This window comes from Mycolicibacterium arenosum (assembly GCF_024320865.1).
GTDB lineage: Bacteria > Actinomycetota > Actinomycetes > Mycobacteriales > Mycobacteriaceae > Mycobacterium > Mycobacterium arenosum.
In genome coordinates, this window is sequence record NZ_JANDBD010000013.1 from 109596 (window position 1) to 128437 (window position 18842).

Annotated in this window: 20 protein-coding genes and 2 tRNA genes; 12 read left to right on the forward strand and 10 right to left on the reverse strand. The window is 67.5% G+C overall.

Annotated features, from left to right (window positions below; genetic code table 11):
• Positions 1–14: 14 nt before the first annotated feature.
• The 3 genes from NM203_RS27090 to hisC are packed head-to-tail and all read right to left on the reverse strand — an operon-like array spanning position 15 to position 1956.
• Positions 15–446: a hypothetical protein gene (locus tag NM203_RS27090; protein WP_255063697.1), complete on the reverse strand. Its 432-nt coding sequence runs from the start codon at positions 444–446 to the stop codon at positions 15–17.
• Positions 443–904, reverse strand: a complete 462-nt coding sequence (locus tag NM203_RS27095) for a DUF4334 domain-containing protein (protein WP_255063698.1) — start codon at positions 902–904, stop codon at positions 443–445. The genes NM203_RS27090 and NM203_RS27095 overlap by 4 nt, the downstream gene beginning before the upstream one ends.
• Positions 901–1956 carry a histidinol-phosphate transaminase gene (hisC, locus tag NM203_RS27100; RefSeq protein WP_255063699.1) on the reverse strand — a complete coding sequence of 352 codons (1056 nt, stop codon included), beginning with the start codon at positions 1954–1956 and terminating at the stop codon, positions 901–903. Before hisC ends, NM203_RS27095 begins: the two co-directional genes overlap by 4 nt.
• Before the next feature lie 91 nt (positions 1957–2047).
• Here hisC and NM203_RS27105 point away from each other — a divergent pair.
• Both NM203_RS27105 and NM203_RS27110 read left to right on the forward strand, forming a co-directional pair.
• Positions 2048–2139: transfer RNA gene (locus tag NM203_RS27105), tRNA-Ser, on the forward strand.
• Positions 2140–2155: 16 nt separating this feature from the next.
• A tRNA-Arg gene (locus NM203_RS27110) sits at positions 2156–2228 on the forward strand.
• 65 nt (positions 2229–2293) lie between these two features.
• Here NM203_RS27110 and NM203_RS27115 read toward each other — a convergent pair.
• Complete coding sequence (locus NM203_RS27115; protein ID WP_308212857.1) at positions 2294–3337, reverse strand: universal stress protein; 1044 nt, start codon at positions 3335–3337, stop codon at positions 2294–2296.
• Between the two features lie 134 nt (positions 3338–3471).
• On the opposite strand from NM203_RS27115, the gene NM203_RS27120 reads away from it, so the two are divergent.
• From NM203_RS27120 to NM203_RS27135, 4 genes are all read left to right on the forward strand, one after another.
• Positions 3472–4473, forward strand: coding sequence for an Acg family FMN-binding oxidoreductase (locus tag NM203_RS27120; protein ID WP_255063700.1), 1002 nt, complete (start codon positions 3472–3474; stop codon positions 4471–4473).
• A 131-nt stretch (positions 4474–4604) separates the two neighbouring features.
• Positions 4605–5291, forward strand: coding sequence for an Abi-alpha family protein (locus NM203_RS27125; protein WP_255063701.1), 687 nt, complete (start codon positions 4605–4607; stop codon positions 5289–5291).
• Positions 5288–6553 (forward strand): DUF445 domain-containing protein, encoded by a 1266-nt coding sequence (locus NM203_RS27130; protein ID WP_255063702.1) that lies wholly within the window; start codon positions 5288–5290, stop codon positions 6551–6553. Before NM203_RS27125 ends, NM203_RS27130 begins: the two co-directional genes overlap by 4 nt.
• A gap of 19 nt (positions 6554–6572) precedes the next feature.
• On the forward strand, positions 6573–6962 hold the full coding sequence (locus NM203_RS27135; RefSeq protein WP_255063703.1) for a nuclear transport factor 2 family protein: 390 nt from the start codon (positions 6573–6575) through the stop codon (positions 6960–6962).
• Here NM203_RS27135 and NM203_RS27140 read toward each other — a convergent pair.
• Complete coding sequence (locus tag NM203_RS27140; RefSeq protein WP_255063704.1) at positions 6917–9196, reverse strand: putative bifunctional diguanylate cyclase/phosphodiesterase; 2280 nt, start codon at positions 9194–9196, stop codon at positions 6917–6919. The two genes, NM203_RS27135 and NM203_RS27140, sit on opposite strands and share 46 nt — an antisense overlap.
• 218 nt (positions 9197–9414) lie before the next feature.
• On the opposite strand from NM203_RS27140, the gene NM203_RS27145 reads away from it, so the two are divergent.
• Together NM203_RS27145 and NM203_RS27150 are read left to right on the forward strand one after the other, a co-directional pair.
• A complete protein-coding gene (locus NM203_RS27145; protein ID WP_255063705.1) occupies positions 9415–9906 on the forward strand; it encodes a metallophosphoesterase family protein in 492 nt (163 codons plus the stop codon).
• Positions 9899–10288 (forward strand): MmcQ/YjbR family DNA-binding protein, encoded by a 390-nt coding sequence (locus NM203_RS27150; RefSeq protein ID WP_255063706.1) that lies wholly within the window; start codon positions 9899–9901, stop codon positions 10286–10288. The genes NM203_RS27145 and NM203_RS27150 overlap by 8 nt, the downstream gene beginning before the upstream one ends.
• Here the strand turns inward: NM203_RS27150 and NM203_RS27155 are convergent.
• Entirely contained in the window at positions 10279–10575 is a 297-nt protein-coding gene (locus NM203_RS27155) for a winged helix-turn-helix transcriptional regulator (protein ID WP_255063820.1), read from the reverse strand. The two genes, NM203_RS27150 and NM203_RS27155, sit on opposite strands and share 10 nt — an antisense overlap.
• Positions 10576–10703: 128 nt before the next feature.
• Between NM203_RS27155 and NM203_RS27160 the strand changes: the two genes are divergently transcribed.
• Positions 10704–11561 carry an NAD(P)-dependent oxidoreductase gene (locus NM203_RS27160; protein WP_255063707.1) on the forward strand — a complete coding sequence of 286 codons (858 nt, stop codon included), beginning with the start codon at positions 10704–10706 and terminating at the stop codon, positions 11559–11561.
• Positions 11558–12409: an NAD(P)-dependent oxidoreductase gene (locus NM203_RS27165; RefSeq protein WP_255063708.1), complete on the forward strand. Its 852-nt coding sequence runs from the start codon at positions 11558–11560 to the stop codon at positions 12407–12409. Before NM203_RS27160 ends, NM203_RS27165 begins: the two co-directional genes overlap by 4 nt.
• On the opposite strand, the gene NM203_RS27170 is transcribed toward NM203_RS27165, so the two are convergent.
• On the reverse strand, positions 12410–13840 hold the full coding sequence (locus NM203_RS27170; RefSeq protein WP_255063709.1) for an HNH endonuclease signature motif containing protein: 1431 nt from the start codon (positions 13838–13840) through the stop codon (positions 12410–12412).
• A 215-nt stretch (positions 13841–14055) separates the two neighbouring features.
• Between NM203_RS27170 and NM203_RS27175 the strand changes: the two genes are divergently transcribed.
• Positions 14056–15933, forward strand: a complete 1878-nt coding sequence (locus NM203_RS27175; RefSeq protein WP_255063710.1) for an alkyl/aryl-sulfatase — start codon at positions 14056–14058, stop codon at positions 15931–15933.
• On the opposite strand, the gene NM203_RS27180 is transcribed toward NM203_RS27175, so the two are convergent.
• The 3 genes from NM203_RS27180 to NM203_RS27190 are packed head-to-tail and all read right to left on the reverse strand — an operon-like array spanning position 15923 to position 18216.
• Complete coding sequence (locus NM203_RS27180; protein WP_255063711.1) at positions 15923–16387, reverse strand: NUDIX hydrolase; 465 nt, start codon at positions 16385–16387, stop codon at positions 15923–15925. The genes NM203_RS27175 and NM203_RS27180 overlap by 11 nt on opposite strands.
• Positions 16388–16389: 2 nt before the next feature.
• Positions 16390–17151 (reverse strand): SDR family NAD(P)-dependent oxidoreductase, encoded by a 762-nt coding sequence (locus tag NM203_RS27185; protein ID WP_255063712.1) that lies wholly within the window; start codon positions 17149–17151, stop codon positions 16390–16392.
• A gap of 3 nt (positions 17152–17154) precedes the next feature.
• Positions 17155–18216: a zinc-binding metallopeptidase family protein gene (locus NM203_RS27190; RefSeq protein ID WP_255063713.1), complete on the reverse strand. Its 1062-nt coding sequence runs from the start codon at positions 18214–18216 to the stop codon at positions 17155–17157.
• Positions 18217–18233: 17 nt separating this feature from the next.
• Between NM203_RS27190 and NM203_RS27195 the strand changes: the two genes are divergently transcribed.
• Positions 18234–18833 (forward strand): histidine phosphatase family protein, encoded by a 600-nt coding sequence (locus tag NM203_RS27195; RefSeq protein ID WP_255063714.1) that lies wholly within the window; start codon positions 18234–18236, stop codon positions 18831–18833.
• Positions 18834–18842 lie beyond the last annotated feature (9 nt).

Sequence of the window (18842 nt, forward strand, 5' to 3'; positions counted from 1 at the left end):
CGCAGGCTAGCCGCCTACGGCGGCGGCGTTCCAAGCAGGATCTCGCTGACGGTCACGTCGGGTAGGAACTGGCACGCGGCGTCGGTGAGGCCCTTGGCGATGTCGACGTTCTCGGGACCGAGCACCGACCCCTCCTGATTCAGGATCGCCTCGATCACGGCGTCCTGTCCGGCGGCGTCGAGGTCGTTGTACTGCTCGCACGTCGTGGAGAGGGCGTCTCCCGGTGGCTGCGCTCCGGGGGTGCGACTCGGCGTCGAGCGGGTTGTGGTGCGGGGAGTCGAGCTTCGCGTCGACGGGGTCGGGATGCGGGTCTCCGCGGTCGCGTCGGGCGAGCCCGCCCGCGTCGCGGTGCCCTCCACGGTGCGGCTGCAGGCGCCGACGAGGCCGGTCAGCAGCAGCGCCGCGCCGGCCGCGACGGCGACCGACCGAACCGCCGTGAGACTCACACCCGCTCCAGATAGAAGTAGAGGTGCCGGGTGCCGTCGAGGGCGCCCTTGCCGTTCATGATCCCAACGACGGCGTTGTCGTCGACGACCTTGAAGTGGTCGTGCACCGGCTTGCCGTCGTAGACCATCGACGCGACGAGTTCGCCGCGGAACTCCTCCATCCACAGACTGGCCTCGCCGTTCATCGCCTCGGTGTTGGAGAACCTGTTCCCGTCGGCGTCGAGGCACACCAGCGGTTTGGCATCGCTGGCGGAGACGAACGTCTTGCCGAACCAGTTGAGCCGCTTCATGAAACCGTTGGCCCGGTGGCCGGTGTCGAACTCACCGCCCTTCCACTCGCCGATCATGAAGTCGACGGTGGCGGGTTTCAGCGTCTCCCAGAACGCGTCGAGTTCGGCGTCGGGGATCCGGTCGGTGCGCTCGGTCAGTTCGGCGAACGTCTTGCGTGCCTCGGTCATGCGTCTCCAATCCAGCGGCGTGCGAACGCCAGGAAGGCGTCGTTCTCGTGCGGGGCGGCGACGGTGACCCGCACGCCGTCCTCACCGTAGGGCCGCACGATGATGCGGTTGTCCGCCGAGGCCTCGGCGAACTCCTGGGCGCGGCCGGGCAGCGGCAGCCAGACGAAGTTGGCCTGGGAGTCCGGAACCGAATAGCCGGCCGTCCGGAGCGCGGCGGTGACGCGTGCGCGCTCGGCGACCACGGCGTCGGTGCGGGCCAGCAGTTCGTCCGAGGCGTCGATCGACGCGATGGCCGCCGCCTGCGAGACGCTCGTCGCCGTGAACGGAACGTAGACCTTTCCGAGCGCGGTGATGAGGTCGGGATCCCCCACGGCGTAGCCGATCCGCAGCCCCGCCAGCCCGTACGCCTTCGAAAAGGTGCGCAGCACAACGACGTTGTCGTGAGCTCGCACCAGCCCGAGGCTGTCGGGCAGCATGCCGTCGCGGATGTACTCGACGTAGGCCTCGTCGATCACGATGAGGATGTGCGGCGGCACGGCGGCCACGAAACGGGCGAGGGCGGTGGGGTCGACGACGGTGCTCGTCGGGTTGTTCGGGTTGCACACGAAGATCAGGCGGGTGCGGTCGGTGATGGCGGCCAGCATCGCGTCGAGGTCGTGGACGTGGTCGCGCAGCGGCACCTGGACGGGGGTGGCTCCGGCGGTGCGCACCTGCAGCGGGTAGATCTCGAAGCTGCGCCAGGCGAACAGCACCTCGTCACCCACCGTGCTGGTGATCTGGATCAACTGCTGACAGAGACTGACCGATCCCGAGCCCACCGAGATGTTCTCGGGAGCGACGTCGACATGCTTCGCCAACCGCTCCTTCAACTCGACGTAGCCGTTGTCCGGATAGCGGTTGACGAACTCGGTGGACTTCTCGATCGCGGCACGGACGCTGGGCAGCGGACCGTCGACGGTCTCGTTGCTCGCGATCTTGATGGCGCCCGGAACGGTACGGCCGGGGGTGTAGGCCGGTAGGTCGGCCAACTCGGGGCGCAGACGGGCAGTCACCCGAGCCAGTCTAGGGCGGTGGCGTGGGCGCGCTTCAACTGCTTTGCCTTCCGGCGTCGCGTCTGTGTACGCTGTGCCCTCGGATCGTTCAGGAGGCGTGCCAGAGCGGCCGAATGGGACTCACTGCTAATGAGTTGTCCGTCTTAAAGCGGACCGGAGGTTCAAATCCTCTCGCCTCCGCCACATAACTGAATAGCAAGCGCCCGTAGCTCAACGGATAGAGCATCTGACTACGGATCAGAAGGTTAGGGGTTCGAATCCCTTCGGGCGCACTCATCGACCAGGGGGAACGGGTCTCGGCACGCAACGCGCATCGCGTGTTCTCCCCGGCTCATCCTCATCCGCGCCGCGGTTGCGGCGTGACGACGACAGGCGATCGCGCGGCCTGCAGTACGGCACCGCTGACCGACCCGAGCAGCATGCGGTGGAACCCACCTCGGCCTCGGCGGCCCACCACCGTCAATTGCGCGAACGCCGAGTGCGCGATCAACTGACCGGCTGGGTCGCCGTCGGCGACGAGCGGCTGCACCACGACCTCGGGGTGGTCCGTCTTCGAGCCGGCCAGGCGCTCGGCGAGCAGCCTGGCACCGAACGCTCGCGCGCAGGACTCCTCCATGCTCGGCAGTTCGGCTGCTTCGGCGTCGGTGCACGCGTGCAGTGCCACGAGTTGCAGGTGTCGTCGGGAGGCTTCGGCGAACGCGAACGCCGTCGCCCATTCCGATGCCGGCGAACCGTCGACACCGACCAGGATCGTGGTCCGCCGCGCGAGTGCTGCCGGCTCATCGTCGCCGATCACCGCGACGGGGCAGTGGGCGTGCCGACTGACGGCGGCGCCGGTCGATCCGAGCAGCGCGGTGCGGAAGGTCTCCTGGCTACGTCGGCCCAGGACCACGAGGTCGGCTCTGCTGGACCACTCGATGAGAACGGAGGCCGGCGCACCCCAGATGAGTCGGCGTGCGATGCGCCCGCGCTGGTCATCGGGAAGGCTCTCGTGCACGATCCTGCACGCACCGGCCAGGACCCGCCGACCCTCGCCTTCGCGCCAGGTGGCTAGCTCAGTCGACGACAGCGGATCGGGAGCAGGCGACAAGCCGCTTCCCGGCGTCGCCGCGCCGAGCACGTGTACGAGTGTCAGCCCCTTCTCGTGCAGCGCAGCGTAATCCGCCGCCCATCGCAGCGCTGCGCGCGACGCCGGAGATCCGTCGACGAATTCGACTTGGCTTACGACGTTTTCGCGCGGCCGAGCGACACCGGTGCACTCAAGGTCCTGTTGACGCCGGCACGGTGACGACGACCGGCACGACGGTGCGCCCGCCGACGAGGATGAAGTGGTTCGACATCCACCGAACCACTGAGGCGTCGAGGGCGGTTCATCTGCGATTCGGGCTTCCGTCGATCAGCACACCGCGCCGTTGTTCCGAAAGACGCTCGCAACGAGGGCTTTCGACCCTCGCAGCGACACCCCGATCACGGCACAGTAAGCAGATGTACACCGCCTGCGGTAGGAGCATCAACATGACCGCGAGATTTCCCGACTCGGACACGGTCCGCACCGTGCTGTCCATGGCCACCCGCGCGCCGTCGGTCCACAACACGCAGCCGTGGCTGTGGAGGGTCGGAGAAGACAGTCTGCACCTGTACGCGGATACCTCCCGGCATCTGGTCCACACCGACCCCGATCAACGGGACCTTCTGCTCAGTTGCGGCGCGGCGCTTCATCATGCGGTGACGGCCCTAGCCGCCCTGGGTTGGCAGAGCAAGCTCGTGCGCCTGCCCAACCCAGCTGATTCGAGTCACTTGGCGTCGATTCGGGTGCATCGTCAGGAACCCGCTGAACTCGACGTCCTGCTGGCGGCGGCGATTCCGCGCAGGCGAACCGACCGTCGGCTGTACAGCTATTGGCCGGTGCCGCGCGCCGACATCGCGACAATCGGCATTCGGGTGGCGCGGATGGGTGTGCAGATGCGTCGGGTGGAGATGTCAACCGAACTGAAAGCCATTGTCGCCGAGTCTGTGTGGAACCACGCTCACGACGACGGCTACCTCGACGAGTTGACGATGTGGAGCGGGCGACACGCTTCCAGAGCGGGCGTGCCCGCCCGGAGCATCCCGAACCCGCATCCCGGCGCCGCGTTACCGAGCCGAATCTTCGCGGGCGCCGCCCTCGATCAGCCGCCCGATACGCCGGCCGAGCACGACCACGCCGTCGTGCTGGCGCTCGGCACCGGTGGCGATGACGCCGTCTCACGCCTTCGCGCCGGGGAAGCCGCGAGCATAGCCATGCTCACCAGCACGGCGCTGGGCCTGTCGAGCTGTCCGATCACGGAACCGCTGGAGATCGCCGATACCCGTGCGGCCGTCCGCTCCGAGGTGTTCGGGGGAGTGGAGTACCCACAGATGATGCTGCGGGTGGGTTGGGCGCCGGTCGGTGCCGACCCGTTGCCGGCGACACCGCGACGTCGGATCGAGGACGTCGTGTCCGCACTCGACGGATCGCCGTTCCGCTGGAACCGGTGATGTGACCGGGTCGGCTGCTGGAGTTCGCGGCTGCCGCCGGGGCCGCTCGGTGCACTGCAGTAAACGGCCCCTCCCCGCCAGATTCGGCAAGGCCACGTTCGAGCCGGGCCGGCACCGCTATTTTCGTGCCCATGGCCTACTCGTACGACCCTCGCGCATTGATCGGACGTGCGGTCGGCGCCGCGCGAATCGGGCTCGACGTTTACTCCTGGGCCGAGGAACAGGTGGTCGGCGCGATCAGGCACGGCCTGGACTCGATCGACCCCGCGGACGCGCTGGAGGAGCCCGCGCCCGATGCGGTCGCAGAGCCGGCGAAACCGGACCCGAACTCGCTCAACGGCAAGATGACCCGGTTGCTCGACCGGGCGCTCGACCAGAACACCAAGGGCAGCCGGGCCGAGCTCTACCACCACCTGCTCGACCAGCTGGTCGCCGACGAGGCGAGAATCCTCGGGGCACTGTCGGACGGGTCGTCGTCGCCGATGGTCAACGTCTTCACCTGGCTCAGCCCGCGCGTACCGGGCCGGGCCGTGCTGGAGAACGCGTCGCTGATCGGGCGCACCGCGAATGTGGCGCTGCCTCAGATGGTTCCCCAGTACGTCAGCCACCTGCTGTCGCTGGGCCTGGTCGAGGCTCGACCCGAGGACCCCGAGTTGGCCACCGAGTACGAGGTGCTGATGGCCGAGTCGTCGGTGCTGGCGGCCGTGAAGAGCGCGTCGCGTGGGCCGTTGGCGGCCAAAGTCGAGAAGTCGACGCTGACCCTGTCGTCGCTGGGCGCCTCGCTATGGGCGGCGACGATGCAGGACGACGGTCTGTGACCTCTCAGACGCTCGTCGCACTCTCGAGTTGGGCGGACATCAAGCAGGACTTCAGCGCCTACTGGTTCGTCTACCTGTCGATGCCGTTCGTCGCGGCGTTCGTCGGGTGGAGCACCAAGATCGTGGCTCTCGAGATGCTGTACCGGCCGCTCGAGTTCAAGGGCTGGGGACCGATCGGCTGGCAGGGGATCGTCCCGCGGCGCGCGGGCAAGGTGGGCTCCAAGACCATCGACCTGCTGACTTCCAACCTGCTGAAACCCGAGGAGCTGCTTGAACGTATCGACGCCGACGAGGCGGTCGACGCGCTCCGCGGTCCGCTCACCGCGGCGATCGACGACATCTCCCGCGACCTCGCGGAGGAGATCCGGCCCGGCTTGTGGGATGCGCTGCCGGAGTCCACCAGGCAGGCGGTGCAGGACCGCATGCAGGCCCAGGCGCCGCGAATCGTCGAGAACATGCTGACCGAGATGAAGTCGGACCTCGGCCGCTACCTCGATCTGCAGTTCCTCGCGGTGACGACGCTGGTGCGCAACAAGGAGAAGCTCGTCAAGCTGATGCGCAGCGTCACCACCGACGCGATGGCGTTCGTGCGGCGCAGCGGCATCTACTTCGGCCTCGTCATCGGCCTCGTCCAGATGGTGGCGTGGGCGCTGTTCAAGAACCCCTGGATCATGCCCGCGTTCGGCTTCGCCGTCGGCTTCATCAGCGACTACATCGCGCTCAACATGCTGTTCCGGCCGGTGCAGCCGCGGAAGTTTCTGGGAGTCATCCCCTTTCAGGGATTGCTGCACGCCGAGCGTGACAAGATCACCCGCGACTACGCGAAGATCCTCGCCGACGACCTGTTCGCGCCCGAGATCATGTTCGACGCCATCATCAAGGGTCCCGGCTCGGACAAGCTGTTCGCGTTGGCGGCCAGGGAGATCGACGCCGCAATCGACGCGCAGACCGGAGTCGTGCGGCCGGTCGTGACGCTGGCGGTCGGCACCAAGCGCTATCGCGCGTTGAAGGACCGCGTCGTCGCACTGGTGTTGGAGCGGCTGCCCGACACGCTGCTGGAGGCCCAGGAGTACGCGACCAGCGTGATCGACCTGGAGAACACCATCATCGACAAGATGAGCCAACTGAGCAACGAGGAGTACGAGTCGATCCTGCGGCCGGTGTTCAAGGACGACGAACCGTTGATGATCGCGGTCGGCGCGGTCCTCGGCGGTGTGGTCGGTGAGGTGCAGGTGCAGATCATCGAGTTGTTCACGCACTGACGCGTGCGAGGATGGCGCGATGACTCCTCCCGTGATCCAGCGCTGGTACGAGTTCATCGAGGGCGGGCACTCCCTCGACGCGCTCGACGCCCTGCTCGACGACGCCGCCGTCTTCTACTCGCCCGCGATCTTCAGCCCGCAGGAGGGCAAGGCCAAGACGGCGATGTACCTCACCGCCGCAGCGAAACTGTTCGGCGGCACCGACTTCCGTTACGAGGGCGAGTGGTACGGCGACCGGTCTGCGGTGCTGGAGTTCGCCGCCACCGTCGACGGCATGTACGTCAACGGCGTCGACATGATCACCTGGAACGACGACGAGCGGATCGTGTCGTTCAAGGTGATGATCCGGCCGTTCAAGGGGCTTCAGTCGGTGATGGGGAAGATGGCCGAGTTGCTCATGCCGACCTGACAGCGATCGCGCAGCGCGTCGGCGGTGATCGGGCGGGAGAAGTAGTGCCCCTGCGCGACATCGCAACCGTAGTCGCGCAATCTGTCGGCTGTCGCCTCGTCCTCGACACCCTCTGCGACACAAACGATTCCGAGTGTGTGCGCGAGGTCGATGACGGACTGGACGATCGCGGCGGCGCGCTGACTGCGCAGTACCGGTGCGATGAACTGCCGGTCGAGTTTCAGTTCGTCGATGCGAAGGTCGCGCAGATAGCTCATCGTCGCGTAGCCGCTGCCGTAGTCGTCGATGGCGACGCGCAGCCCGTTGGCGCGCAGTCTGTCGATCACGGTGCTGGCGCGGCGGATGTTGGCGACCAGTAGATGCTCGGTGATCTCGACCGAGAGGGCCGTCGGCGGCAGGCCCGCATCGCTGACCGCGGCGAGGATGCGGTCGGGCAGGGCGAGGTCGTCGAGCGAGGGCGCGAACAGGTTGATGGCGACCGGCATTTCGCACGTTCCCGGCTGGAACCACGTCGTGGCGTCGGCGACGGCCCGGTCGAGCACCAGATCGGTCACCGCGCCCATCAGTCCGTTCTGCCGCACCAGCGGCAGGAACTGGTTGGGTGTCAGCACGCCGAGTTCGGGGTGCGGCCATCGGATGAGCGCCTCGACGCCGACGATGCCCCCCGACGACAGGCTGATCTTCGGTTGGTAGACGAGGCTCAGCTCGGCGTCGTCGATAGCGCGCCGCAGCTGACCGAGCAACTGGATTCCTGACACCGTCGTGCGGCGTCGCTTACCTCCGTTGGACGCAGCCGTTCGCAACTCCGCGCGATCGACCAGCCGCATGTCGGCCGTGAAGGTCTGCACGCCTCCGATGCCCGCGCGCTTCGCGGTGTACATCGCGAGATCGGCGCGCTTGAAGAGCTCGTCGGCGGTGATCTCCTCGTCGTCGATCGGCGGTGCGGTGGCCAGTCCGACACTCGGATGGATGAAGAGGTCGTCGCCTTCGAGGTAGAACGGCTTGTCGAAGGCCTCGACGATGCGCTGTGCGAGCTCGGCGGCGGAGACCGGGCCGTCTTCGATGAGGACGGCGAACTCGTCGCCGCCCAGTCGCGCGACGGTGTCGCCCGCGGGCACGACGCTCGTCAGTCGGTCGGCGATGTGGCGCAGCAGCGCGTCACCGTACGAGTGGCCCAGGCTGTCGTTGACCATCTTGAAATCGTCGAGATCCAGTGACAGCACGGACACCTTGCGATCGTCGCGTTGGCGCAACAGCATCGCGTGGTCCAGGCGATCGCTGAACAGCAGGCGGTTGGCCACTCCGGTGAGGGGATCGGTCAGCGCCTGCTCGGCGACCACGTCGAGCAGGGCTCTGTTCTCGAGCAGGATCGTGAGCTGCCGGATCAGTGCGGCGCTGATGAGAAGCACGCCGGCGACCAGGAGCGGCCGGTCTCCGGGGGTGAACTCCCACAGCGCCGTCACGCTGACCGGTATCGCGAATACGAGGGGTGCGTAGGGCAGCCAGAACAGTTGCCGCCGCCGTGTGACGGCGGCGGTTACGCCGGCCAACCGCGGTGTGTGGAGTTCTCGAAGCGCCCCTGCGGCGACCAGGAGCATGCCCGCCGCCCAGCCGATGGCCAGCAGCGGGTTCGTGCGCTCCCCGATGGACTGGACGTAGACGAGTGCGCAGTCGGTGATCGCCACGATGATCAGACCGAACGTCACCGTCACCATCGAGCCCCGGTACGGCGCGCGCACGGCGGCGGTGACGACCAGTGCCATCGTCACCATGACGAGATCGGCGATCGGATACGCCAGGGCGAGCGCCAGTTGCGCTTCGTTGCCCGCGTTCTGCTCGAACAGGCGGTGAAGGATCAGCGGCCAGAGCACGAGGAACAGTGCCGACGCGACGATCAACCCGTCGAGCAGCGGGCGAAGCGCGAGAGGCCGTCGTTCGCGGGGGGCGTTCACGCTCCAGGCGACGCCGGTGGCGATCGGAAACATCAGGTAGGCGACGTCGATGAACGAGAAGCCCGCGGGCTCGGTGCGGAGCACCAACCGGTAGACCAGCCAGGCCGCGTCGCCGATGAGCCAGCCGAACAGGCCGAATGCGAAGAGCGACCACGCCAGGCGCAGCCGTCCCTGTGCCTTCTTCGCCACTGTCAGGGCGCAGGTGAAGGCCAAGCCAGCGAAGGCCAGCGAGCCGACATCGCTCACGGTGTCGGTGACGACCGGGCCGCCCCAGCTGAACACGATCCAAAGTGCAAACACCACGAGCGCCGCGGAAGCAGCGCTCAGTGTGGCTCCCGACCTGCGTGTCAGCACTGAACTCTCCCTGATCGGAGCTATCGTTCGACAGTGACTGCCGGATTGTCAAGCTAGCCCGTCCTTGCTTGAGGTACGGCGCTGGCCATCAGTTCAGCAACGTCGTCTTCGTTCTACGGCTAACCACGGTCGGTTAGCGTTGAGGTGTGCGCGCATTGTTGATTGCCGACACCCATCTGCCGAAGCGGGCGCGTGACCTGCCCGCGGTGGTGTGGGAACAGGTGGCGCTCGCCGATGTCGTCTTCCACGCCGGGGACTGGGTGGAACCCGATCTGTTGGACGAGCTTCAGGCGAGATCCGCGATGCTGGTGGCCTGCTGGGGCAACAACGACGGCGACGAACTGCGCCGTCGACTCCCGGAACGCGCTGACGTGACGCTCGCAGGCGTTCGGTTCACCGTCGTCCACGAGACCGGCGGGTCGAAGGGGCGGGAGGCGCGGATGGCGGCGCTGTACCCCGATAGGGACGTCCTGGTGTTCGGGCACAGCCACATTCCGTGGGACACCACGGCGGACACCGGCCTGCGGCTGCTCAATCCCGGCTCACCGACCGATAGAAGGCGCCAGCCGTTCTGCACGTACATGACGGCGACGGTCGCCGACGGTGCGCTGTCCGATGTGGAACTTCACCGTGTCTGACCGTCCGGCCACCGTCGACGACGTGCACCGGCTCGCGGCGGCGATGCCGCACGTGACTCGCGTCGAAGGGTCGAAGGGGAGGCCGATCTACCAGGTGGGCGGCAAAGCGTTCGTGTTCTTCCGGAACCCGCGGCCGGACGCGCCGCATCCGGATGTCATCGTCATCTGGGTGGGGTCCGAGGCGGACAAGCTCGCCCTGGTGCAGGACCGTGATTCGCCCTTCTTCACGACCGGCCACTTCAACGGACACCGCTCGGTGCTCGTCCGGGAGTGCGATCTGCACCGAGTGGGCCTAGCCGAGCTCACCGAACTGGTCCAGGACGCCTGGCTGTCGCAGGCTTCCAAGCGTCGAGGGGAGAAGTGGCTCGCGGATCAGTCCTGATCGGCGGCGACGATCATCGCGATGTGCTTCGTGGCCCAATCACCGAGCGGCCCAAGCGCATCCAGCAGCTCCCGGCCGGCGTCGGTCATCGAGTACTCGACCTTCGGCGGCACCTGGTGGTAGCTCTCACGATGTACGACGCCGTGCCGTTGCAGTTCCTTGAGGTGCTGCGTGAGCATCTTCTGCGAGATGCCGGGCAGGCTGCGGTGCAGCGCGTTGAACCGCTTGGGACCCTCCTGCAACTCCCAGAGGATCAGCGGCTTCCACTTGCCGTCCACGACGGCCATCGCCGCGTCAAGCCCGCAGGTGTACCTACCCAGTTGCACTGCTCACCGCCGTTACTTTCCTTTTGGTAAGTACCGCACTTTTTAGTGGGTACTTGTCGTCGGCCCCGTGTCACCTCGACGATATCTCCATGTCCTCCTCAGTGTCGTTTCTCGGAACGGGCGCAATGGGTTCCGCTCTCGCGGGCGCTTCGGCGACGGGCGGGCGGACCGTCACGGTGTGGAACCGCGACCGCACCAAAGCCGATGACCTGGCCGGTGTCACGGTCGCGGACTCGCCCGCAGACGCGATCCGCGCGTCCGACGTCGTCGTGGTGTGTCTACTCGATCACGCGTCCGTGCACGCCGTACTCGATCCGGTAGCCCACGCGATCCGCGGACGCCACGTCGTCAACGTGACCACCACGACGCCCGCCGAGGCGCGGGCCCTGGCGGACTGGACGAGGAACCTGGGAGCGGATTATTTGGACGGCGGGGTGATGGCCGTCCCGGAGTTGATAGGAACCCCCGCCGGTGAGGTGCTGTACAGCGGCTCAGCCGAGGTCTTCGATGCACATCGCGGACTGCTCGAATCATGGTGCCGTGCTGAGTATCTCGGCTTCGACGCGGGCGCCGCAGCACTGTACGACCTGGCCCTGCTGGCCGGCATGTACTCGATGTTCGCCGGGTTCTTCCACGGCGCCGCCATGGTCGGGACAGCGGGCGTATCCGCGACGGAGTTCGCAGGGCGTGCGACGCCGTGGCTTCAGGCGATGGCCGACAGTCTCACGGACTTCGCTGCCGTCGTCGACGCCGGGGACTACGGCGCGGCAGGGCAGCAGAGCCTGTACTTCTCCGATCCCCGCTACATCGTGACCGCCAGCCGCGACGCCGGCGTCCGCACCGATTTGATCGACGCCGTACGCGCACTCGTGCTCCGGCAGATCGACGCGGGCCACGGCGCTGACGGATTCGCCCGAGTCATCGAGAGTTTCAGGGGCGCGGCATGACCACCGTGAGCGTTCTGGGCTTGGGCCCCATGGGACGTGCACTCGCTGGCGCGCTCCTCGACGCCGGACTGTCGGTCACCGTGTGGAACCGCACGCCGTCCCGAGCCGACGAACTGCTTGGCAGGGGCGCACATTGGGCGGGAACGCCCGCCGAGGCCGTCGCGGCGAGTGACGTCACGCTGATCAACGTGGTGGACCACGACGTGGTGGATGCCGTGCTCGACACGGCGGGTCCGGCGGTGGACGGCCGCGGAATCGTCGGGCTCACCTCGGATACACCCGAACGTGCCCGGCACACGGCGACGCTGGTGGCCGCGGCGGGAGGGCGCTATCTCGACGGCGCCATCATGACCCCGGCACCGACCATCGGCACCGACGCCGCCAGTGTCCTGTTCGCGGGCCCGCGATCGCTGTTCGACAGCCACGCATCGATGTTCGCGGAACTCGGCAGGGCTACGTGGCTGGGCGAAGATCACGGTTGCGCAGCGGGTTTCGACGTCGCGCTGCTCGATCTGTTCTGGACGTCGACGGGTGGCTTCCTACACGCGCTGAAGGTGGCGCAGGCGAACGGCGTAGGCCCGAGTGATCTGTTGCCGCACGCGCTCGGGATCGTCGAGATTCTGCCCGCCGTCTTCACCGAGCTGACCGAGCGAGCGCGCGACGGGAATCACGCCGACAGTACGGCGCCGGTGTCCTCGGTGGCAGCCTCGCTGCGGCACCTTATTGCGGCATCGCGGGATGCCGGCGTTGGTAGCGATGCGCTGCAGGCGCTGAAACGGTCGGTCGACGCGGTCGTCGAACAAGGACACGGTGCGGATGAAGTCACGCGGGTGCTCGACCACCTCTGACTAGAAGGGGTCGTCGTCTTCTGGTGTGAGGAGGCGTTCGGGGTGGTGGAGGTTGTTGACGTGGGGTCGGCCGGTGACGGGGTCGATCCATGCGTAGCGGCCGTCGGGTCGGCGGCGGGTTTTCCAGCCGGTGTCCTCGATCATCTGGTTGCCGGGTCCGCAGGCGAGGGTGAGGTCGTCGATGTTGGTCTGGCCGTGGTGTTTCCAGTCGGCGACGCCGTGGTGGGCCTGGGTGCGGTAGAAGTCCACGGTGCAGCCGGGGCAGGTGCATCCGCGTTCCCGGCCGAACAGCATGAGCTTCTGAGCTCCGGTGGCGCAGCGTTGCGCGCGGCCGAGGTGCAGGGCCATCGAGGTGTGGCCGTCGAACACGGCGAGGTAGTGGTAGGCGTCGGCGGCCATGGTGATGAGGTCGCGCATCGGCAGGCGGGTGCCGCCGCCGGTGACGGCGTGACCGGCGCCGGCTTGGAGTTCCTGCAGGGTGGTGGTGACGACCACGGTGGTGGGCAGCCCGTTGAGCGTGCCGAGGGTGTTCGAGCGCAGGAGTAGGTCCAGGGCGGTGGCGAACGCGTCGTGGGTGTATTGGGCTCTGGTGCGCCACAGGTGGTCCAGGACCGGGGTGGGTGGCGGGGGTGGTGGGTCGTCGGGGTGCGGGGCGAACGGATCGTCCTCGGCGGCAGCGGGTTCGGAGTCAGGGTTGGGGTCAGGTTCCGGCTCCGACTCCGCCTCGGGTTCGGGTCGGGGGTGGCGGCCGCGTTCGGCGAATTTGGCCTGGATGGGTTCGATGAGGGCGCGCAGTGTCGGCGAGATCCATCCGGACAGGTAGCTCAGGCCGTCGGGTTGCTGATTGCCCAGGTGCAGGCCCACCTTGCGCGCGGCGGCGTCGGCGGGTTCGTCGCCGTCGGGGTGCAGCAGCGCCAGCAGGTGGATCGCGGCGACGGTCAGCGATCGCGGGTCCAGGGTGGCGGCGGCCTGAACCAGGGACGCTTCGGCGTGGGCGGAGGTGGTCGGGTCCACCGATGCCGGCAGGGCGGCGAGGAACTTGGCGATGACCTCGACGTGTTCGTCGCCGATGGTCCCGTCGGCCAGTGCGGTGGCGGTGTGTTCCCACTGCGGGGGCAGCTGCTCACCGTGCAGGGTCCGGCGGGGGGCGAGTTGTCGGGCGCGGGTGAGCAGTCTGCGGGCGCGGCCGGTGCTCATCCGGGTGCGCAGGGTCAGCAGTTTGGTCCAGGAGGTGGCGCCCAGTTCGACGGGGGACGCTTCGCGTTGCAGGCGGGCCAGGATCGCGTAGCCGGCGGTCGGGATGCGGCGGGTCTGGTCCTCGATCCCGGTGAAGTGGGTCAGCAGCTCGTGGTGTGAGGGGGTGTCGACGTCGGCGGCCAGCAGTGCGTCCACCCCGGCGGTGAAGGCGGCGAGTGCCTCGTCGATCGACATGCTTCGAACATACCTTCGATCGCTGACGATTTCGATCGCACGGAGCCGCCCTGTGGATGAACCTCGAACTGTGGATAAGTCGGTCGCGCAACACGTTTCACGTCGGTGTCCTGTGCTATGCAGAGGGCCGGACCGCCGGGCAGGTTGACTGACTACTGCGTGAATATGCGATGGTTCTCACCCGACGAACAGATCCGAGTGGCAACCTCGTCGGCATGGATCAGAAACCCGCCTCAGCCGTCATCGAGTCCGCCCACGCCGCGGCGCTGGCCGCGCTGCCGCTCGACGACACCACCGACTTCGAAGACGCCGACCGGGGCTTCATCGCGGCGTTGGACCCGTGCGTGGTCACAGCGGCTGACGGACGTGTCGTCTGGGACAACGACGTCTATGGATTCCTCACCGGCGACGCGCCGACGAGTGTGCACCCCAGCCTGTGGCGACAGTCGCAACTGTGCGCCAAGCAGGGTCTCTACGAAGTGGTCGAGGGTATCTACCAGGTGCGCGGGCTCGACCTGTCGAACATCACCTTCATCGAGGGTGACACCGGAATCATCGTCATCGACCCGCTCATCTCGACGGAGACGGCGGCGGCCGCACTCGCGCTGTACCGCGCGCATCGCGGCGACCGTCCGGTCGTCGCCGTCATCTACACGCACAGCCACGTCGACCACTTCGGCGGCGTTCTCGGCGTCACGTCCCAGGCCGAGGTCGACGCGGGCACCGTCGCGATCATCGCGCCGGAGCACTTCACCGATCACGCGGTGCAGGAGAACGTGTACGCGGGCACGGCGATGGCACGGCGGGCCGCCTACATGTACGGCGCGGTACTCGAGCGCGGCCCGCAGGGACAGGTCGGCTGTGGGCTCGGGCAGGTCGGCTCGACGGGCGAGGTCGCGCTGATCGTGCCGACCGTCGACGTCAAGACCACCGGCGAGACGCACACCGTCGACGGTGTCGAGATCGAATTCCAGATGGCCCCCGGCACGGAGGCTCCCGCCGAGATGCACTTCTACTTCCCGAAGTTCCGGGCGCTGTGCATGGCAGAGAACGCGACGCACAACCTGCACAACCTGCTGACGCTGCGCGGCGCGCTGGTGCGCGATCCGCACGGGTGGTCGGGCTACCTGACCGAGGCCATCGACGCGTTCTGCGATCGTGCGGACGTCGTGTTCGCCTCACACCACTGGCCGACGTGGGGTAGGGAGAACATCGTCGAATTCCTCTCTCTGCAACGTGATCTGTACGCCTACCTGCACGACCAGACGCTGCGCCAGCTGAACCAGGGTTTCACCGGCATTGAGATCGCCGAGACCTTTCAGATGCCGCCGGCCCTTGAGAAGGCGTGGCACACCCACGGCTACTACGGATCGGTCAGCCACAACGTCAAGGCGGTGTACCAGCGTTACATGGGGTGGTTCGACGGCAACCCCGGCCGGCTGTGGGCGCATCCGCCGGAGGCCATCGGGCCGCGCTATGTCGAGGCGATGGGTGGCCTGGACCGGGTCGTCGAAATCGCACAGCATGCCGCCGATGACGGCGATCTCCGTTGGGCGGCAACGCTCCTCGATCACGCCATCTTCACCGATCAGGAGCACGCGGACGCCAGGGCGCTGTACGCGGATGTGCTCGAGCAGTTGGCCTACGGCGCGGAGAACGCGGTCTGGCGGAACTTCTTCTTCTCGGGGGCAACGGAGTTGCGGGAGGGCAACTTCGGCACCCCGACGCAGACCGCATCCCCGACCATGATGGCTCAGTTGACGCCCGATCAGATGTTCGACGCACTGGCGATCAGCGTCGACGGGCCGCGGTCGTGGGACCTCGACATCGCGCTCGACATCACGTTCACCGACCTCGACGCCAACTACCGGCTGGCACTCCGCAACGGCGTGCTGGTGCATCGCAAGGTGGCAGCGGATCCGGCCACTGCCACCGCCACCTTGACGGTGGCCACCAAAGTGCGCTTGCTACAACTCGTCTCGGGCGACCTCACATCGCCCGGCGTGGAGATCGGCGGCGACGCTGCGGCCCTGCAGCAGCTCGTCAACGCCCTCGACAAGCCGGACCCCGGCTTCAACATCATCACGCCGTAGGGAACAGGTACCGGTCGACCACGTCGTCGGCCTCGCGGCGGAGCACGGGCAGCGCATCGAGCGGCCACCACTGGATCTCGGCGATCTCGAATCGGCCGGTCGCGACCGCATCGGGACCGTCATCGGCGATCCGATCCAGGCGGTAGACGTGGTCGATGTGGCGCGCTGCGCGCTGGGTGTGCGTGCCGAGCAGCGTCAGTTCCTCGGCGGCCACGTCGATCCCGGTCTCCTCGCGCAGTTCTCGGACGGCGCAGTCAACGGGATCCTCGCTGCGGTTCATCACGCCGCCGGGGAATCCCCATGCGCGCTCGCCATAGCCGTTGCGCACCAGGAGAACCCGATTGTCGACGACCCAGACGACCAGCGATCCGGCGGTGAATCTGGTCGACGTCCAATACACGATGAGGCGGACCACGCGCGGCGAAAGCAGACGGCCGAGGAGTACCTGCAACATACTCAGGGCATTCCGCCGTCGGCTCGGATGATCGATCCGCTGGTGTAGCTCGACGCATCGGACATCAGGAACAGCGCCGCACCGACGATCTCGCGTGGTTCACCCAGCCGCTTGAGCGCGAAGTGCTGTACGCCCGCGGTCGTCGCCTCGATGTCCCACGCCTTGCTGACGTCGGTAAGGAACGGACCGGGCATCAGCGTGTTGACGCGCACGGTCGGGCCGTACGCCAGCGCGAAGCCCTCGGTCAGCGCGTTCAACCCGGCCTTGGACGCCGCGTAGGGCAGCATGTGCGCGTCGGGTCGGCGCGATCCGCTGGTGCTCACGTTGATGATGGATCCGCCGCCATCGGCGACCATCCGATCGCCCACCAGCGCGGTCAGCCGGAACGGCCCCTTGAAGTTCAGGTTCATCACCGAGTCGAACAGCTTCTCGGACACCGATCCCAGCGACTCGTACAGCGGCGACATGCCCGCGTTGTTCACCAGCACGTCGACGCGCCCGAACCGCTCGTAGGCGGCGTCGACCAAGCCGTCGAGTTGGTCCCAGCGACCGACGTGCACGCCGTACGGCAGCGCGGCGCGGCCCGTCGCGGCGGTGATCTCGTCGGCGGTGGCGACGCAGGAGTCGTAGTTGCGGCTGGCGATGATCACGTCGGCGCCGCAGCGGGCGGCGGCGAAGGCCATCTCGCGGCCCAACCCCCGGCTGCCGCCGGTGATCAGCACGACCTTGTCGGTGAGGTCGAAGAGTTCGTCGGCGAAACCCATTCCTCAGTCCTTTCCGGCGTCGCGCACCACGCGGTGCACGAAGCCCAGCTTCGAGGTAACGGCCGGTGGAATGTCGAACGGGTACAACGGATTCTTACCCATCGCCGTGTTGACGCGATTGAACAGCAGCGACAGCCAGTGCCAGTCGAATAGCAGCCGTTCGACGGGCCCGTCGGCGTAGGACTCGAGCGGCGCGATGTCGTGCGGCGCGGCGAACCGGACCCGGTCGGCGTGCAGGACGAGACCCGCCTCGCGGCTGGTCTCGATGGTGTCGGTGATGTGCAGGTAGTGGGCGAAGCACTCCGCGAAGTCCTCCCACGGGTGCATCGTCGCGTACTCGGAGATGTACGACTCCGCCCAGTCGGCGGGCGCGCCCGTGGCGTAGTGCCGGGCGATCTCGCCGGAGTACGAGATCCGCTCGTCTCCGAAGAGGGTTCGGCAGTCATCGAGGTATCGCGCTGCGCCGGAACCGGTTTCGACGAGGATGTGCTGGTAGTAGTGCCCGACCTCGTGGCGGAAGTGGCCGAGCATGGTGCGGTACGGCTCGCCGAGACGCACTCGCAGCGTCTCGCGGTAGACGTCGAGCGACTCGACGACGTCGATCGTGATGACACCGCCGGCGTGCCCGATGATCACCTTCTCGCCGGTGGTGTAGCTGGACAGCAGATCGAACGCCAGACCGCCGTCGCTGCGCCAGTAGGGCTCGATCGGCAGTCCGAGTTCGGCGAGTTGGTAGACCAACCGCCGTAGCGCCCGGGCCGTCGGCACCAGCTTCTCGCGGGCCAGCGTGTCGTCGGCGGCGGGTTCCCGTCGGATCAACGAGTCGGCCAGGCAGCGGCCCCGGACGAACTCCGACTGCTCGGCTTCCGTCAACCAGTTGCACCCGAGGGTGGTGTTCTGCGTGCACCGGATCCACTGCACACCGTCGATCGTCGACCCGCTCTCGTCGACCGCGACCATCGATCTGGTCGGCAGGTGCAGGCCCACCGCGGTGCGGCAGGTGTCGCAGCGGTGTGCTTCGAACGCGACGAAGGAGCGGCACACCGGACAGGCGAACGCACGCACGCCATATGGTGGCACACATGCAACTGCTGGTGATCAGACATGCGCTGCCGTTGCGCAGCGAGCCGGGTGAGGGTGCGGACCCCAACCTCTCGGAGGACGGCATCGAGCAGGCCAAGCGGCTGCCGGACGCGTTGGCCCGGTTTCCCATCACCCGGATCGTCAGCAGCCCGCAGCGCCGCGCGATCCAGACCGCGCAGCCCGTCGCCGACGCGCTCGGTCTCACGATCGACATCGACGAGCGGGTCGCCGAGTACGACTACGGGCTCTCGCACTACGTGCCCATCGAGGAGGCCTCCGAGGAGGACGTCCAGCGTCTCATCGCCGGGCATCTGCCGGGCAACGTCGACCAGGACGCGTTCATCGCGCGGGTCAACGAGGGCGTCGCGGACATCGTGGCCGGCGCCGGTCACGAGGACACCGTCGCGCTGGTGTGCCACGGCGGCGTCATCAACGCGCTGGTGCACACGATCATGCAGACCGAACGGCTGCTCTGCGTCCAGGTCGACTACGCCGGCGTCACGCGGCTGCTGTCGTCGCGGACCGGAAAACTCGGTGTGGCGTCGGTGAACGGCACCGAACACGTATGGGACCTGCTGCCCAGAAACCAGCGGTGGTAGACAAGTCCC

Bases quoted from the DNA above. Each gene is read 5' to 3' on its own strand.
- NM203_RS27095 (WP_255063698.1), bottom strand. From the start codon at position 904: ATGACCGAGGCACGCAAGACGTTCGCCGAACTGACCGAGCGCACCGAC.
- NM203_RS27155 (WP_255063820.1), bottom strand. From the start codon at position 10,575: ATGGCCGTCGTGGACGGCAAGTGGAAGCCGCTGATCCTCTGGGAGTTG.
- NM203_RS27175 (WP_255063710.1), top strand. From the start codon at position 14,056: ATGGATCAGAAACCCGCCTCAGCCGTCATCGAGTCCGCCCACGCCGCG.
- NM203_RS27135 (WP_255063703.1), top strand. From the start codon at position 6,573: ATGACTCCTCCCGTGATCCAGCGCTGGTACGAGTTCATCGAGGGCGGG.
- NM203_RS27160 (WP_255063707.1), top strand. From the start codon at position 10,704: ATGTCCTCCTCAGTGTCGTTTCTCGGAACGGGCGCAATGGGTTCCGCT.
- NM203_RS27180 (WP_255063711.1), bottom strand. From the start codon at position 16,387: ATGTTGCAGGTACTCCTCGGCCGTCTGCTTTCGCCGCGCGTGGTCCGC.
- NM203_RS27120 (WP_255063700.1), top strand. From the start codon at position 3,472: ATGACCGCGAGATTTCCCGACTCGGACACGGTCCGCACCGTGCTGTCC.
- NM203_RS27195 (WP_255063714.1), top strand. From the start codon at position 18,234: ATGCAACTGCTGGTGATCAGACATGCGCTGCCGTTGCGCAGCGAGCCG.
- NM203_RS27170 (WP_255063709.1), bottom strand. From the start codon at position 13,840: ATGTCGATCGACGAGGCACTCGCCGCCTTCACCGCCGGGGTGGACGCA.
- NM203_RS27185 (WP_255063712.1), bottom strand. From the start codon at position 17,151: ATGGGTTTCGCCGACGAACTCTTCGACCTCACCGACAAGGTCGTGCTG.
- NM203_RS27125 (WP_255063701.1), top strand. From the start codon at position 4,605: ATGGCCTACTCGTACGACCCTCGCGCATTGATCGGACGTGCGGTCGGC.
- NM203_RS27165 (WP_255063708.1), top strand. From the start codon at position 11,558: ATGACCACCGTGAGCGTTCTGGGCTTGGGCCCCATGGGACGTGCACTC.